Below are 15705 nucleotides of genomic sequence, written 5' to 3' on the forward strand. Positions count from 1 at the left end.
CCGTCGGAGCATGGAACGAACAGGCGGCGAGGGACATCGGGACGAAGGGATGCCGGATGGGTGGTGAACGGCAAGAACCGCCGCCGGACGAGTTCGAGGCCGAGCTTGACCAGATCGCCGCGCTGAACCGGATGGAAGCCCCTTCCCCGGCGCCGCCGGGCGGCCCGGGGCCCGCTGCCGACGCCATCCGGCCCGGCGAGGCGGCCAGGCGCCGCGACTCGCTCCTGCTGTCCGCCGGTCACACGGTCGCGGAGTCCGGCTCGCTCGACGAGGCGCTGAGGCTGGCGGCCGGGCTGTACGCGCCGGACTTCCCGCTGGACGGCCAGAGCGTGTTCGGCGTCGGCGACGATTCGCTCAGCGCCCTGGCGCAGTACGGATTCAGCCCCGGCGGCGGAGTCGACCAGGGATTCCGGCTGCCGATGACGACCGGCCACCCGGCCGCCGAGGTCGCCAGAACCGGCCGCGCGGTGTTTCTGGCCTCGACGCATGAGTACCGCAGCCGATTCCCGGCCGGCTGGCACATGTCGGCCCGCAAGGACCGCGATGCGTGGGCCTTCCTGCCGCTCGTGACCGCCGGGCGGGTCGTCGGAGTGTGGCTCGCGGCCTTCCGCTCACCGGTGGCCTTCACGAAGAGCGAGCGCACCCTGCTGACCGTGACCGGCCGGATGATCGCCCAGGTCCTCGAACGCGCCCGGGCCGGCAGAGCGGAACTGGCCCTCTCCCGTGGCCTGCGGGGGAGCATGCGCGCCGCCGGTCCGGCCCTGACCGGCCTGAGTGTCGCGACGCGCTACGTGCCGACCGGGGGAGGGCTCATGGCCGGCGGGGACTGGTACGACAGCATCGACCTGCCCAACGGCCGCCTCGCCCTGGTCATCGGCGACGTGCAGGGACACGATGTGCACGCCGCGGGGCTGATGGCCCAGCTTCGCACGGCCGTGCACGCGTACGCCGCCGAGGGGCACGGACCGGACGCCGTACTGGCACGGGCCTCGCGCTTCCTGACCACCCTCGACGAGGACCGGTTCGCCACCTGCCTCTACATCGAGGCCGACCCGTCCACCGGCGACCTGCACATCGCACGCGCCGGCCACCCGCACCCGGTACTGCGCACGCCGGACGGCACCTGTCTGATCAAGCACATCAGCGGCGGCCTGCCGCTCGGGCTGATGCCCGGCGAGGAGGACTACCCCGTCGACATCCTGCGCCTGCACGAAGGCGAGGTCCTGATGCTGTGCACGGACGGCCTGATCGAGAACGGCGGCCATGACATGTACAGCGGCTGGGTACGGCTGCGCGACGCGTTCTCACCCGGCCCCGCCGAGGACCTCGAAGGGATGGCCGACCGGCTGATGTCGGCCGTACTCAGCCCCGGACCCGGGGCCCGGGAGGGCGCCGCCGCACGCGACGGCGACGACATCGCCCTCCTGCTCCTGCGCCGCGACTCCGGACAGCCGCGCGTCGAGGTGAACCAGCGCCGGCTGGTGCTGACCATCGGGCAGGACCAGGGCGAGGGACTGTCCGAGGCACGCGCCGAACTGAAGGCGCTGCTCTACGACTGGGCGCGCCCGGACCAGGTGGACACCGCGGTGCTCCTGGCGACGGAACTGCTCGGCAACGTACTCGTGCACACCGATCAGGACGGCTCACTCAACGCCTACGTCACCGGCGAGACCGGCCGGCGCCGGCTGCTCGTCGAGGTCATGGACCGCGGCGACGAACTGCCGCACCAGCGGACTCCGGTCGAACTGGCCTCGTCGGGACGGGGGCTGCTGCTCCTGGACATCCTGGCCGACCAGTGGGGGGTGCGGCCCGAACCCGAGGGCAAGACCGCCTGGTTCGCGCTCACCGAGGGACCCCCGGCCGACACCGGGGGCGGCGCCACGGTCTGAGACCGGACACGGCATGCCCCTGGTGCGCGAAACGGCATGGTGTCGAATCTCAGGGTGATCGTGCGGATACTCTTTGTCACCTCACTGGTAGATCATCAGTACTTGAGGGGACATCCGAATGCACCGTATGCGCACGGTACTTGCCGCGCTGGGCATCACCGCCGGACTGATCACGGCCCCCGCGGCGAGCGCCGCGGCGAAGCCGGAGAACCGGCCCGCCGGCAGCACGGCCCGGCACGAGCCCTGCACCGGCGAGTTCCACGACGACGCCCGGCTCGGCCCCCAGTGGCTGCCGAACAAGAACCGGGCTCCCGTGGGCCCGCTCCTGAAGGGCTACCAGCGCACCGGGGGCCTCTCCCCGCAGGCCTTCCTGAAGAAGTACTGGGAAGGGCCCGCCGACTCCGGCAGCTGGAAGTACCCGCCCAACGACGGCTTCGGCGAGGTCAACGGCCGGATCGACAAGGAGCCGTCGAAGCTGCGCCCCGGCCAGCGCCTGGACCGCTTCGGCTCGGAGTACGGCGGCTACCTGGCCCCGGCCGGTGACTCGTACGCGGAGCGGGCACTGCCGCCGCAGAACCTCAACACCCGCGAAGCGGCCTTCCCCTGCGACTACCGGGTGTACAAGGTCGCCAAGCCCTTCTGGGTCTGGCAGGGCAGCATCGCCCCCTGGTTCGAACAGTCGGGCGGAGGCCGGCAGATCAAGCTCGACGCGGTCTTCCTCGACCCGGGCGAGGGTCAGCGGCTGAACGTCAAGTGGCTGCTGGAGCACGGCTACCTCGCTCCCGCCGCCTAGCACCGGCGTGGAACGCCGGGAACTGCGGGCCGCGCTGAGCGCCGCGGGAGTGGCCGACGGCTACTACCGCATCGAGGGAGTCCATGAACCGGCCCCCACCCCCACCGACTTCCTGTTCCTGCGGCAGGCGTCCGACGGGGCATGGGAGACCGGGGCGTACGAACGCGGTACGTACGAGGTGATCGCCCGGCACCCGAGCGAATCGGCCGGCTGCGCCCACCTGCTCCACCTGCTGGTTACGTAGCGTGCGGGTACCGGCGCCCGGCAGGCCGACCGGACGGGATCCGTCCGGTCGGCCTGCCCCGCCGGGGCGCCGCGCGGCTACGGCCGATTCGCCGGTGGCCGGGACCGCAGCGGCATCGTCAGCGGGGAATCCAGGCCCGCCACTTCTGCTCGTTCCCGTCCACCCACTTCTTCGCCGCGTCCTCGGGCGACAGCTTCCGATCGGCGATCAGCAGGGCGACCTCGTTCTGGTCCTCGGTACTCCAGGAGAAGTTCTTCAGGAACCGGGCCGCCTTCCCGCCGCTGCCGGCGAAGCGGGCGTTGAGGTACTTCTTCAGCGGAGTCTGCGGGTAGGCGCACTTGACCTTCTTCACGTCGGCGTCGCAGCCGTCCTTGTACGGCGGCAGCTTCACCTCCGTCATCGGCACCTTCTCGAACAGCCACTGCGGCTTGTACCAGTAGGAGAGGAAGGGCTTCTTCTCCTTGGCGAACTGCTTGATCTGCGTGATCTGCGCAGCTTCCGACCCGGAGAACACGACCTGGTAGTCCAGACCGAGATTCTGCACGAGCGCCTTGTCATTGGTGACGTAGGACGGAGAGCCGTCCAGCAACTGGCCCTTGCCCCCGCTCTCCGCGGTGCGGAACCGGTCGGCGTACTTGTCGAGGTTGTGCCAGTCCGTGACGTCGGGGTGTTCCCTGGCGAAGTACGTCGGGACGAACCAGCCGATGTGACCGGTGACCCCGAGCTCGCCGCCCGGACTGATCGTCTTCTTGTCCTTGACGTAACGCGCCTCCTGGTCCGGATGACCCCAGTCCTCCAGGATCGCGTCGACCCTGCCCTGGCTGAGGGCGTCCCAGGCGGGCACCTCGTCGATCTGGACGGTGTCGACGCGGTAGCCCAGCTCGTGCTCCAGGAGGTACTGGGCGACGGCCACGTTCGCCTGGGCGCCGACCCACGACTGCACGGACAGGGTCACGGTCCTGGCGCCCTGCGCGTTGGCGAACGGCGAGGACTGCTGTGTCATGTCGGCCGCGCCGCAGCCGGCCACGGCGACCAGGGCCGTGGCGGAGACGAGCGCGATGAGCGGAGTACGCGGACGAGCCATCTCAGGCCCCCTTTCCGGAGTGACGCCCGGTCGGCTGGGTGACGCGGTCGAGCACCAGGCCGAGCATGACGATCGCGGCGCCGGCTACCAGCCCGGTCGCCAGATCGCCCTGCGCGAGGCCGAACACCGCGGCGTAGCCGAGCGCGCCCCCGCCGACGAGACCCCCGATGACCACCACGGCGAGCACCAGGACGACGCCCTGGTTCACGGCGAGGAGCAGCGCGGGGCGTGCCAGCGGAAGCTGGACCTTCAGCAGTTGCTGGACGCCGGTCGCGCCGAGGGAGCGCGAGGACTCCATGGTGACCGGGTCGACGCCGTTCAGGCCCTGGGTGGTGATGCGGACGACGGCGGGCAGCGCGTAGATGACGGCGGCGGCCACCGCCGGTGCACGGCCGACGCCGAACAGGGCGACGACGGGGATGAGATAGACGAACTGCGGCATGGTCTGGAACACGTCCAGCACCGGACGCAGCAGCCGTTCCACCCGTTCGCTGCGGGAGGCGGCGATCCCGACGGCGAAACCGGCCACCAGGGTCACCGCGACACCGGCCAGCACCTGGGAGAGCGTGTCGAGCGCCGGGTCCCAGACACCGAGTACCCCGATGGCGGCCATCGCGAGGACGGCGGTCACCGTGGTGCGCCAGGTGCCGATCAGCATGGCGAGCACGGCGGTCAGCAGCAGCACGGACCACCAGGGCAGCCACTGCAGTCCGTCGCGCACCGGGTCCAGGACCCAGGTGGTGAAACGTCCGGCCCAGTCCGCCGTGCCGCCGATGACCGGGACGCCGGAGTACAGGTGGTCGGTCATCCAGCCGACGGCCCTGTTGACGGGCTCGGCGACGGCGACCGTCCAGCCGCCCGGCCAGGTCGTCCCGGAGGCGAGGCGTGCCACCACGGCGACGAGCACGGTGCCGGCCGCGGCGACGGCCCAGCCCAGCCGGGCGGATCCGGTCCGCGGCGCGGTGTCGAGTCCGTTGCCGGCCGCGCCGGTGACCCGGTCGAGGACCACGGCGAGCAGCACGATCGGGATACCGGCCGCGAGCGCGGCACCGACATCGACGGAGGCGAGCGCCTGGTAGACGCGGTCACCGAGACCGCCGGCGCCGATCACGGAGGCGATGACGGCCATCGAGAGGGCCATCATGATCGTCTGGTTGAGACCGAGCAGCAGCTCCTTGCGCGCCAGCGGAAGCCGGGCCGTCAGCAGCCGCTGCCGTCCCGTGGCACCGAGTGAGGCCGCGGCCTCCATGACGCCCGCGTCGGCGCCGCGCAGCCCGAGAGCGGTCAGCCGGGCCATCGGCGGCGCCGCGTAGACGACGGTCGCCAGCACGGCGGCCGGCACACCTATGCCGAAGACGAGCACCACCGGCAGCAGATACGCGAAGGCCGGCATCACCTGCATGGTGTCGAGCACCGGCCGCAACATGCGGAAGATCCGGTCCGACAGCCCCGCGGCCAGGCCGAGGAGCGCTCCGAACGCCACGGAGACCAGGACCGCGACCACCATCAGCGCCAGGGTCTGCATGGTGGGCACCCACATGCCGAGAAGCCCGCAGAGGAGGAAGGCGACGACGGCGGACAGCGCGAGCCCGACGCCCGCCACCCGCCAGGCGATCAGTCCGGCGGCGGCCGTGACACCCGCCCAGCCGGCGGCGAGCAGGACCAGGTAGACACCGCGCACCGAGAGCACGACGCCGTTGCTGATGTGCCCGAAGAAGTAGAGGAACAGCGGGTGGGTGTCGCGGTTGTCGATGATCCAGTCGCTGACGCTGCCGAGCGGACCGGTGAGGTCGACGGTGAGATCCCCCGGCCACGCACCCCCGCCGATGAGGAAGGTGCCCAGTACCAGCAGCGCGACCGCCGCGGCCAGCAGGAGAGCGGTGCGGTGCCGTGCGAGGGAGACAACGGACCCGGAGGAGCCGAACTCGGTGGGTCGTGCGGTAGTGGCGGTCGCGGTCATCGCGGGCACCTCACGCTCATGGCGCCGGGCATCGCGGCCGGCCGCGCCCCGTGCCGCGGGCACCGTGCGGCGGCGCGGCGCGGCGGGGCCGGTGCATGGACTGTCCGCATCACGCGGCCTCCTTCACGGCCGGAATCCCGGCCACGACGCCGAGCAGGCATGCGTGGTCGACCACGCCCAGGCAGCGGCCCCCGTCGACCACACGCGCGGTCTCGCCGGTGCGGACGACCGCCTCGATCGCCTCGGAGACCGTGGTACCCGGTGTCAGCGCCGGACCCGAGACGCTCTCCGCGCCGTCGGCGGGACGCATCGCCGCCCGCACGGTCAGGACCTGTTCGCGCGGAACGTCGCGGACGAAGTCCCGGACGTAGTCGTCGGCCGGCGATCCCACGATCTCCTCCGGAGTGCCCAGTTGCACGATCCGGCCGTCCCGCATCAGGGCTATACGGTCACCGAGCTTCAGCGCCTCGTTCAGGTCATGGGTGATGAAGACCATCGTGCGGCCCTCCTCGCGGTGCAGCCGGACGACCTCCTCCTGCATGTCCCGTCGGATGAGCGGGTCGAGGGCGCTGAACGGCTCGTCGAACAGCAGCACTTCGGGATCGACGGCGAGTGCCCGCGCCAGCCCGACCCGCTGCTGCTGACCGCCGGAGAGCTGCCCGGGGCGGCGGTTCTCCAGACCCTCGAGGCCCACCTTGGTGATGAACTCCGCCGCCCGAGCCCGCCGTTGGGCCCGGCCCATGCCCTGGATCTCCAGCCCGTACGCGACATTGTCGACGACCGAGCGGTGCGGCAGCAGACCGAAGTGCTGGAAGACCATGGCCGCACGGTGGCGGCGCAGTTCACGCAGCCGTCCGGCGTTCATCGACAGCACGTCCTCGCCGTCCATGGTGATCTCACCGGACGTCGGTTCGATGAGCCGGGTGAGGCAGCGTACGAGAGTGGACTTCCCGGACCCGGACAGGCCCATCACGACGAACACCTCGCCCTTGCGGACGTCGAACGAGACATCGCGCACGGCGGCTGTGCAGCCGGTTCGCTCGCGCAGTTCGGCGCCGTCGAGCTCGGCCAGTTCGGCGTCACCCGGCACCCGGTCGGCCTTCGGTCCGAAGACCTTCCAGAGGTTGTTCACTGAGAAGACGTGCGGCGGTGTGTTCATCGGGCATGACCCCCAGTAGTGGCGCCGAGCAGATCTGCGCATTTTTCCCCGACCATCAGCACCCCGATCATCGGGTTGACGGTCGTCATCGTCGGGAAGACCGACGCGTCGGCTATCCGGACGGCGTCCAGGCCACGGATGCGCAGGTCGGGTGCGACCACGGCGAGCGCGTCGTCGGCCGCGCCCATCCGGCACGTTCCCGCCGGGTGGTAGACGGTGTGCGCGACCCTGCGCGCGTACTCGCTCAGATCCTCGTCCGAGGTGACCTCGGGCCCCGGGCAGACCTCGCGCTTCAGCCAGCCGGCCAGTGGTTCCCGCGCGGCGATCTCACGGGCGATCCTGATTCCGTCGACGAGCGTCCGCCCGTCGTAGTCCTGCGCGTCGGTGAAGTAGCGGAAGTCCAGGGCAGGTTTGACCTCGGGATCGGGGCTGGTCAGATAGAGGCGCCCGCGGCTGCGCGGCTTCGGGATGTTCGGCGTCATGGACACTCCGTGCTCAGGACGCTCGTACCCGAGCCGCTCCGGATTGTCCGTGAACGGAATCTGGTAGAAGTGGAACATCAGGTCGGGTCCCGGGCTCTCGGGGTCCCGCCGTACGAACAGCCCGGCGTCGCTGTCCATCGCGGAGTTCTCGGGGATCGGCCCGTGCGTCTCCCAGACGATGACCGACTCGGGGTGGTCGAGCAGGTTCTCGCCGACACCGGGCAGGTCGTGCACCACGGGAATGCCGAGCTTCTCCAGCTCCGCGCGGTGACCGATCCCGGAGTGCATCAGCAGCCGCGGGGTGTCCACCGCGCCCGCGCACACCACCACTTCGCGCCGGGCGCGGACGAGACGCTCCTCGCCGTCCGCGGTTCGCACCCGCACCCCGGTCGCGCGGCGGCCGTCGAGCTCCAGCCGGAACGCCCAGGTCTCCAGGGCGATATGGAGGTTCGGCCGGTCGAGGAACGGGTGCAGATACGCGACCGAGGCGGAGGAGCGCTTGTTGTTCTCGGGATGGTAGGCGAGGTCGAAGAACCCCACACCGTCCTGGAAGGCCGCCTTGTTGAAGCCCTCGACGCGCGGTACCCCGAGCGTCGTCTGCGCCGTGTCGACGAAGTCGCGGGCGATGGCGTTGCGGTCCGCCTCGTCGACGGGGACGATGTTGTTGCGCAGCCGGTGGAAGTACGGGTCCATCGACGAGGCGTCCCAGCCCTCCGCGCCGGCCGCGGCCCACTCGTCCCAGTCGGACGGCAGTGGCTTGAAGGCGATCAGGGTGTTGTGGGACGAACATCCACCGAGCACCCTGGCCCTGCTGTGCCGGATGTTCGAATTGCCCCGGGGCTGCTCGGTCGTGGGGTAGTCGTAGTCCAGTTCGCCGCCGAGGAGGCCCATCCAGCGGCGCAGCGTCAGGACGTCGTCCCGGCCCACGTCACTGGGTCCGCCCTCGATGAGGGCGACGGTGATGTCGGGGTCCTCGGTGAGCCGGGAAGCGATCACCGAGCCCGCGGTGCCGCCGCCGACGATGACGTAGTCGTACTGGGTCGTGTTCTCCATCGCCTCTGCTCCCGTCAGCCCGCGAACCAGCGCACCGGGCGCGGGGCGAGGTTCTGGTAGATGTGCTTGGACTCGCGGTACTCGGCGAGACCCGTCGGACCCAGCTCCCGGCCGATGCCGGACTTGCCGAAGCCGCCCCACTCGGCCTGCGGCAGGTAGGGGTGGAAGTCGTTGATCCACACGGTGCCGTGGCGCAGCCGGGCGGCGACCCGGCGTCCGCGGCCCGTGTCCGCGGTCCACACACCGCCGGCCAGCCCGTACTCCGTGTCGTTGGCCAGGGCCACGGCCTCGTCCTCGGTACGGAACGTCTCGACGGTCAGGACCGGTCCGAAGACCTCCTCGCGCACCACGCGCATGGTGCGGTCGCAGTGGTCCAGCACGGTGGGCCGGTAGAAGTATCCGGACCCTTCGGGGCGTTCGCCGCCCGCCCGCAGCACCGCACCCTCCTTCAGTGCGGAGGCGACGAACTCCTCTGTCCTGGCGAGCTGTTGAGCGGAGACGAGCGGACCGCACTCGACACCCTCGTCCGTGCCGCGGCCGATCCGGATCCGCTCGGCGCGCCGGGCGAGTTCGGTGACGAACCGCTCGCGCACCGACTCCTCGACGATCAGCCGCGATCCGGCGGAGCAGACCTGACCGCTGTGGATGAAGGCGGCGTTGAGCGCCTGGTCGACGGCGGTGTCGAAGCCCTCCTCGGTGACGCAGGCGTCCGCGAACACCACGTTGGGGTTCTTGCCTCCGAGTTCGAGCGCGACCTTCTTGACCGTGTCGGCGGCGGCCCGCATCACCTTCGTCCCGCTGGCGAGCCCGCCGGTGAAGGAGATCAGGTCGACATCGGGGTGGTCCGCGAGCCGGGCTCCGACGGTGGCGCCCGGACCCGTGACGATATTGGCCACACCGGCCGGCAGTCCGGCCTCGGCGAGCAGCGAGATGAGCGCGACCGTGGTCAGCGGGGTGATCTCACTCGGTTTGATCACAAAGGTGTTGCCCGCGGCGAGAGCAGGTGCGATCTTCCAACTGGCCTGGAGCAGCGGGTAGTTCCAAGGGGTGATGAGCCCGCAGACGCCGACGGGTTCATGCACCACGACACTGTGGATCTCCTCGGACCCCGCATCGACGACCCGCCCGCCGCTCTCGTTCATCACGAGGTCGGCGAAGTAGCGGAAGGCGTCGCGCACGCAGTCGACGTCAACCCGGCCCTCTTCGAGGGTCTTTCCTGCGTCACGGCACTCCAGCGCGCCGATCCGCTCCCGGTCGCGCTCCAGGAGGCCGGCCACGCGCCTGAGCAGTGCGGCGCGTTCCGCGACGGGCGTGCGCGGCCAGGGTCCCGAGTCGAAGGCGGTCCGGGCCGCGGCGACGGCGGCGTCCGCGTCCACCGTGCCACCCTCGGAGACGACCGCGAACGCGGTCGCGTCGACAGGATCGAGGATCTCGCGCGTGGCGCCGGATGCGGCGGCTCGCCACTCTCCCGCTGCATGGATCGTGTGTTGTGCCGACACGTCGTGTGCTGCCCTTTCGGTGGCCGTGCGTCTGACGCCGGGTGAACCCCAGCGGTCTGGCCCTCTTCCCCGGAAGGGCGAAGCCATGCGCGGCGATCGTCGCGAAGTGACCCGGTTCACGGGATCCGCACGTCAGGGCGGGGCGCGGTCAACTCGGAGGGGGCCGCGACCACGGTCTCGCGGCCCTCTCCGGCGCAGCATGGAGCAACCGCCGGTCAGTTCGCCCGTGGTGGCTGTTTCCGGTGACGCTCGTACTGCCTGGGTGAAATAACTGGAGAGTCTGAATATGGAGCCATTTGGGTAACGCGGGGATGGCTCTGCCGAGCCGCTGGGATGACCGTCCGTGACCCGGCGGACATACTCGGAGCTTCCGGGCCCCGGCCGGGATCCGACCGTAAGGAGTGGAAGCAGCCATGGCGGACGAGCAGTACGAGGTGCCGGACAGCACCGCGGTACGGGTCGCACTCTGGCGGGCGATGCACGTCCAGATCGACGCGGAGCCACACCTGTTCGAGGACGAGATCGGCCTGCACCTGGTGGCGCCCGACGAGGAGTGGCGGAGCCGCCAGGACATGGACCCGCGCGGCACCAGCGGGTTCCGGGCCTCCACCGTGGCCCGCGCCCGTTTCGTCGAGGACCTGGTTGCCGAGCAGGTCGGCCACGGCATCGACCAGTACGTCATCCTGGGGGCCGGGCTGGACACCTTCGCCCAGCGCCGGCCGGAGACCGCCTCCCGGCTGCGGATCTTCGAGATCGACCAGCCGGCCACCCAGGCCTGGAAGCGCCGGCGGCTGATCGAGCTCGGCTACGGGATCCCGGACCGGCTGCGACTGGTGCCGGTCGACTTCGAGGCGGGCGGGGACTGGTGGCAGCAGTTGTCGGACGCCGGCTTCGACACCGGCCGGCCGGCGCTCGTCGTCTGCGCCGGCGTCACGGTGTACCTCACCAAGGAGACCATCGCGGCGACCCTGCGCCGGCTCGCCGGGCTGGCCCCCGGTTCGACGCTCGCCATGACGTTCATGCTGCCTGCCGAACTCGTCGATGACGCCGATCGCGCCGGACTGGAGGCGACCAAGCCGCGGGCACGGGCATCCGGAACGCCCTTCATCAGCTTCTACACCCCGCAGGAGATGCTCGCACTGGCCCGCGCCGCCGGTTTCGAGGACGCCCAGCACGTGTCGGGCACCGAACTGGCCCACCGCTATTTCGCCGGTCGGACCGACGGTCTTCGCCCGTCGAGCGGAGAGGATCTGCTGGTCGCCACCACCTGAAGCCCGCTCCGCCACTGCCACGGAATGTGGGGGGGATCTGGCGAACCCGGCCCTGCCGAACCCTGATGCCGTTGTCGTGCACCGGTCGGAAAAGCAGATGCATGTGGTCTTCGGTGCTGTCACGATGCGCCGGTGGACCGAGAAGAGATCTCCAGAATCGCGCATACCCACCACCCGATCAAGTCCCCGCTCAACGACGACTCGGTACGTCAACTGCTGGACCACGGCATCTCGCGCGGCGACGAGCGCGTACTCGACCTCGGCTGCGGCGGCGGGGAGTGGCTGCTGCGTGCGCTGTCCTCCCGGCCGGACCTGCGGGCCGAGGGCGTCGACATCTCCGAAGTCGCCCTGGCGGATGCCCGTACGCGTGCCACCGGGCTCGGGGTGCGGGACCGCCTGGTCCTGCACCACCGGCCGGCTGCCGAATTCGTCTCCCCGCACGCGTTCGACCTGGTACTGAGCTTCGGGGCCGCTCATGCTTTCGGCGGGCTGCTCCCCACCCTCGCGGCGGCACGCGAGTACCTGGCTCCGGGCGGGCGTGTCCTGGTCGGTGACGGGTTCTGGGACCGCGAGCCCTCCCAGGAGGCCATCGAGATGCTCGGTGACTTCGCCGACCTGGCGACGACCGTGGACCGGGTCATGGCCGACGGCTGGACGCCTGTCCACGGCCACGTCAGTACGCGCCAGGAGCTGGACGACTACGAATGGGCCTGCTGGGGGACCCTGGCCGACTGGGCACTGGACCACCCCGCCCACCCGGACGGCCCGGAGGCGCTCGCCCTGTCCGCCACCCGCCGCACCGAATGGCTGCGCGGCTACCGCGACACCTGGGGCTTCGTCAGCCTGGTCCTGCGCCGGACCTCCGACTGAGGTTCGTGACGGTGACCGTCCCGCCTGGCGGTCACGCCCCCGGCGGCGGCCTGAGTGCGGCGTACGTCCCCGCTCCGGCCGCCAGCAGCAACACGCAGCCCGTGAAGACGAGTCCGGCGTCGCGCAGCCCGAGCCGGGTGGCGATGGCGCCGACCCCCACCACCGGTACCGAGATCCCGGTGTACGCGACGACGAAGAAGGCCGAAATGGTGCCGCCGCGGTGCTCGGCCGGGGCCGCACCGCTGATCAGGGTGAGTGCCGCGCGGAAGGCGAGGCCCTGGCCGGTGCCACCGCACAGCGCTCCCAGGACCAGCAGGAGCAGGGATTCGGCGACCAGCGACGATGCCACCAACAGCAGGCCTGCGATGAGGATGCCGCAACCGACCGGGAGCGCGCGGCGTGCGCCGATACGTTGCGTCAGGGACTGCCCGAACGTCGAAGCCAGGAACACGGAGAACACCACGGCCCCGGTGACGGCCACGTTGTGCACGCCCAGCGTCTTCGCGGCGAAGCTCGGCGCGACCGCCGTGAACAGCCCGAGCAGTGCGAATCCGGCGAAGGCCGCCAGCGAGGCGGGCAGGAACACGCTCCTCACCCCGGGCGGCACCGCCACCCCCTGCGGCGTCGGACGCGGCCACCGCTTCGGCTCCGCCACGGTCTCCGGCAGGAACCAGGTGATCCCGGATGCCACGGTCACCAGTCCGAGATGGACCCAGAAGGGCAGTGTCAACGGCCAGGGCGTGTACTGCGCGAGGAGTCCGGACAGCAACGGCCCGCAGCCCAGACCCCCCATGTTCGCGGCCGTGGCGGCGAACCCGGCCCGCGCCTTCTGCGCGGGCCCGGCCAGTTCGATGACCGCCGCCGTCGCCGCGCCGCTCAGCAGCCCCGCCGCGCAGCCGGACAGCAGTCGTCCCGCGAAGAGCAGCGGCAGACCGCCCTCCAGGAGGAAGCATCCGGCACTCGCGGCCGACAGGGCCATGGCGCACAGAAGCACGGGTCTGCGGCCGACCTTGTCCGAGTAATTGCCCACCACCAGCAGCACGGTGATGACCGCGACGGCGTAGACGGCGAAGACGACGGTCACCATCAGCTCGGAGAAGCCGATCTGCTTCTGGTAGAGCCCGTACAACGGCGTGGGCAGGGTGGTGCCGGCCATCCCGATGGCGAACACCACCGCCGCAGCCGGATAGCCCGGTCGCCGATCACCACGTGTGTTCAGTGCATGCTCACGAACGATCACGTATGTCACCCTATGATCGGCCGCCCGGCGAGGCGGCGTTCGGCGCGAGGACGCGTGCGACTCGGCCGCTCGCCCCGGTCCGCGGGGCGGACCTCGAAGGGGCCGCGCGGGGGTTCCTGAAGCAGAGGTGGACCGGCGCCGGGCTGCCTCGCGGAGCAGCGGAAGCGCCTGCGCGGGCCTGGACGCCGCAGAGGCGACGACTCATATACCCGCATCGCCCCTTCCTGTCTGTGTTTCCGGAAAACTTCTCCTGATCGAGTGAATGACCAATCCGCCGAGCGGTCGGCACCGAACCAGCTGCGTGACGATCTCCCGGACCACCTCGATCCGTAACGTGCCGGCCGCGCCGAGCGGCCTGAGCGCCGGTTCCGCCGCGCTCACGGTCGCCGAGCCCGCATCGGCTGCCGTACGGCCCCAGGTCGCTCCGGTGACCGCAGTGGGCGGTGCGGCGGTCGGCCGGACCGCTGCCGCTGACCGAGCCACCGGCCGAGCCGGTGCGGTCCGGACCGGAAACACGTCAGAACCCCACTCGACAGTGCGCGCGGTTGGCACTCGGTCGTCGTGACCGGCCACCGCCCGGCACCCGTCGCAGACGCAGCCGCCGGCTGCGACCTCTGTCCCCCTCCCCGCATTCCCTCAAGGAGAACACCATGAACGCCCTTCGCTACCGTCGCGCAGCCGTTGCCGTGGCCGCGGCCGCCGTGCTTCCTCTGGCGCTGACCGCGTGCTCGGACGACAGCTCCGACAAGGCGTCGGACAGCAAGTCCAGCGCGGCTGCCGCCGCTCCGGAGGCTTCGGACCCGGCCACGGCCGACTCCGCCTCGATGGACAAGCCGTTCGGTCCGGCCTGTGCGGGTGTCCCGAAGGAAGGCGCCGGCAGCTTCGACGGCATGTCCAAGGACCCGGTTGCCACGGCTGCTTCCAACAACCCGGACCTGTCCACCCTGGTGACCGCGGTCAAGAAGGCCGGCCTGGTCGACACGCTCAACAACGCCAAGAACATCACCGTGTTCGCGCCCACCAACGAGGCCTTCGCGAAGATCCCGAAGGCCGACCTGGACAAGGTCCTGAGCGACAAGGCGACTCTCACCAAGATCCTCACCTACCACGTCGTGGGGCAGAAGCTCACTCCGAAGCAGCTGGAGAACGGCAGCTTCGACACGCTGGAGAAGTCCAAGCTCACCACCGCCGGTTCCGGTGAGTCCTACAAGGTCAACGACACCGCCAGTGTGGTGTGCGGCAACGTGCCCACGGCCAACGCCACCGTGTACATCATCGACACGGTCCTGATGCCCAAGTAGCCACGGGCGAAGCCAGATAGCCGCCCCGCTGCGGACCGGCCGGAATCAGCCCCCCGGTCCGGGCCCGCAGCGGGGCTCTCCCGTGCGAGGACCCCGGCAGCGTTTGCCCGCACCCGGTCACCGCAGCGCGCGGCGCGGCAGCCGCACGGCCGCGCGACGGCGAAGCCGCCACCCCAGGCCGCTCATCCGCCGCCGCCACACCGGCTGCCGGGGCGTGGCGCGGACGATGTCGAGTACGCGTCCCTTCAGGGCCGCGGGCGGAGTCGTCGCCGACGCGATCCCCAGACGGGCAGCGGTCGCCCGGAACTCCTCGCATTCGCGGAGGCATGCGGGACATCCCGCGCAGTGCGCCTCGACGGCTGCGCGCTCCCGCCCCTGCAGCGCATCCAGTGCATACGCACCTGTCAGCATATGAACGTCAGACACCAATTTCTCCTGTGTTTACGGGCGGGTGTTTATCGGGTCCGGTGATTCCGTGTGCGGACCCGATATCCGGGTGTCGGGCAGCAATGAAAATGGGTATGCGAAACCGTGGCATCGACTTTTCGGTCACCCCGAATACTCGATCGCCGGATAGGCGTGAGCGGAAAAGAAGTTCTCTCTGTTCGAATTCCTTTCTGGAGCTACCGCGGGAACCGTCTGTCCGGCAGGTCTCGGGTGATTCGTAGCCGAACCGGTCGCGGATTGCCTCCGGGAGGGAATCGGTGAAGGTTTTCCGTAACTCCTTGGCGTTCAGGTGATTTACGGACTCCGCGACGGGCCGCTCGGGTGAACGTACGTACTGTCGCGCCGAATGAATGGCGGCCGCTTAGTGCAAAAGGCTCGCAATAAGCGGCGAATGACGCTTTTGGTCTACACGG

13 protein-coding genes are annotated in these 15705 nt (G+C 70.5%); 6 read left to right on the top strand and 7 right to left on the bottom strand.

The genetic code is table 11. The features are described 5' to 3' along the window. Window positions 1-56 precede the first annotated feature (56 nt). From OG322_RS37920 to OG322_RS37930, 3 genes are all read left to right on the top strand, one after another. A complete protein-coding gene (locus tag OG322_RS37920) occupies window positions 57-1889 on the top strand; it encodes an ATP-binding SpoIIE family protein phosphatase (RefSeq protein ID WP_123465332.1) in 1833 nt (610 codons plus the stop codon). Between the two features lie 118 nt (window positions 1890-2007). Continuing rightward, the gene (locus tag OG322_RS37925) at window positions 2008-2682 is read left to right on the top strand and encodes a TNT domain-containing protein (protein ID WP_123465334.1); all 675 of its coding nucleotides are present in this window, start codon (window positions 2008-2010) and stop codon (window positions 2680-2682) included. A gap of 7 nt (window positions 2683-2689) precedes the next feature. Next, window positions 2690-2926: a hypothetical protein gene (locus OG322_RS37930; RefSeq protein ID WP_123465336.1), complete on the top strand. Its 237-nt coding sequence runs from the start codon at window positions 2690-2692 to the stop codon at window positions 2924-2926. Between the two features lie 118 nt (window positions 2927-3044). Here the strand turns inward: OG322_RS37930 and OG322_RS37935 are convergent, their stop codons facing one another. The 5 genes from OG322_RS37935 to OG322_RS37955 form a co-directional block, all read right to left on the bottom strand. Next, window positions 3045-4010: an ABC transporter substrate-binding protein gene (locus OG322_RS37935; protein ID WP_123465338.1), complete on the bottom strand. Its 966-nt coding sequence runs from the start codon at window positions 4008-4010 to the stop codon at window positions 3045-3047. Between the two features lies 1 nt (window position 4011). Further along, complete coding sequence (locus OG322_RS37940) at window positions 4012-5970, bottom strand: ABC transporter permease (protein ID WP_329307561.1); 1959 nt, start codon at window positions 5968-5970, stop codon at window positions 4012-4014. A 109-nt stretch (window positions 5971-6079) separates the two neighbouring features. Then, complete coding sequence (locus tag OG322_RS37945; RefSeq protein ID WP_241200333.1) at window positions 6080-7129, bottom strand: quaternary amine ABC transporter ATP-binding protein; 1050 nt, start codon at window positions 7127-7129, stop codon at window positions 6080-6082. After that, a complete protein-coding gene (locus OG322_RS37950) occupies window positions 7126-8664 on the bottom strand; it encodes a GMC family oxidoreductase (protein WP_123465342.1) in 1539 nt (512 codons plus the stop codon). Before OG322_RS37950 ends, OG322_RS37945 begins: the two co-directional genes overlap by 4 nt. 14 nt (window positions 8665-8678) lie before the next feature. Beyond that, the gene (locus OG322_RS37955; RefSeq protein WP_329307562.1) at window positions 8679-10163 is read right to left on the bottom strand and encodes an aldehyde dehydrogenase family protein; all 1485 of its coding nucleotides are present in this window, start codon (window positions 10161-10163) and stop codon (window positions 8679-8681) included. Window positions 10164-10576: 413 nt separating this feature from the next. Between OG322_RS37955 and OG322_RS37960 the strand changes: the two genes are divergently transcribed. Further along, window positions 10577-11434, top strand: coding sequence for a class I SAM-dependent methyltransferase (locus OG322_RS37960; protein ID WP_123465346.1), 858 nt, complete (start codon window positions 10577-10579; stop codon window positions 11432-11434). Between the two features lie 132 nt (window positions 11435-11566). After that, on the top strand, window positions 11567-12304 hold the full coding sequence (locus OG322_RS37965) for an SAM-dependent methyltransferase (RefSeq protein ID WP_123465347.1): 738 nt from the start codon (window positions 11567-11569) through the stop codon (window positions 12302-12304). Window positions 12305-12335: 31 nt separating this feature from the next. Here OG322_RS37965 and OG322_RS37970 read toward each other — a convergent pair whose 3' ends face one another. Continuing rightward, a complete protein-coding gene (locus OG322_RS37970) occupies window positions 12336-13460 on the bottom strand; it encodes an MFS transporter (protein ID WP_206432466.1) in 1125 nt (374 codons plus the stop codon). A 734-nt stretch (window positions 13461-14194) separates the two neighbouring features. On the opposite strand from OG322_RS37970, the gene OG322_RS37980 reads away from it, so the two are divergent. Further along, a complete protein-coding gene (locus OG322_RS37980; protein ID WP_123465349.1) occupies window positions 14195-14845 on the top strand; it encodes a fasciclin domain-containing protein in 651 nt (216 codons plus the stop codon). Between the two features lie 117 nt (window positions 14846-14962). Here the strand turns inward: OG322_RS37980 and OG322_RS37985 are convergent, their stop codons facing one another. Further along, window positions 14963-15271, bottom strand: coding sequence for an RskA family anti-sigma factor (locus OG322_RS37985; RefSeq protein ID WP_241200336.1), 309 nt, complete (start codon window positions 15269-15271; stop codon window positions 14963-14965). Window positions 15272-15705 lie beyond the last annotated feature (434 nt).

Origin of the sequence: Streptomyces sp. NBC_01260 (assembly GCF_036226405.1) — a bacterium.
Classification (GTDB): Bacteria; Actinomycetota; Actinomycetes; order Streptomycetales; family Streptomycetaceae; genus Streptomyces; species Streptomyces laculatispora.

Bases quoted from the DNA above. Each gene is read 5' to 3' on its own strand.
- OG322_RS37920 (WP_123465332.1), top strand. From the start codon at position 57: ATGGGTGGTGAACGGCAAGAACCGCCGCCGGACGAGTTCGAGGCCGAG.
- OG322_RS37935 (WP_123465338.1), bottom strand. From the start codon at position 4,010: ATGGCTCGTCCGCGTACTCCGCTCATCGCGCTCGTCTCCGCCACGGCC.
- OG322_RS37970 (WP_206432466.1), bottom strand. From the start codon at position 13,460: ATGGCCGGCACCACCCTGCCCACGCCGTTGTACGGGCTCTACCAGAAG.
- OG322_RS37945 (WP_241200333.1), bottom strand. From the start codon at position 7,129: ATGAACACACCGCCGCACGTCTTCTCAGTGAACAACCTCTGGAAGGTC.
- OG322_RS37980 (WP_123465349.1), top strand. From the start codon at position 14,195: ATGAACGCCCTTCGCTACCGTCGCGCAGCCGTTGCCGTGGCCGCGGCC.
- OG322_RS37950 (WP_123465342.1), bottom strand. From the start codon at position 8,664: ATGGAGAACACGACCCAGTACGACTACGTCATCGTCGGCGGCGGCACC.
- OG322_RS37960 (WP_123465346.1), top strand. From the start codon at position 10,577: ATGGCGGACGAGCAGTACGAGGTGCCGGACAGCACCGCGGTACGGGTC.
- OG322_RS37940 (WP_329307561.1), bottom strand. From the start codon at position 5,970: ATGACCGCGACCGCCACTACCGCACGACCCACCGAGTTCGGCTCCTCC.
- OG322_RS37925 (WP_123465334.1), top strand. From the start codon at position 2,008: ATGCACCGTATGCGCACGGTACTTGCCGCGCTGGGCATCACCGCCGGA.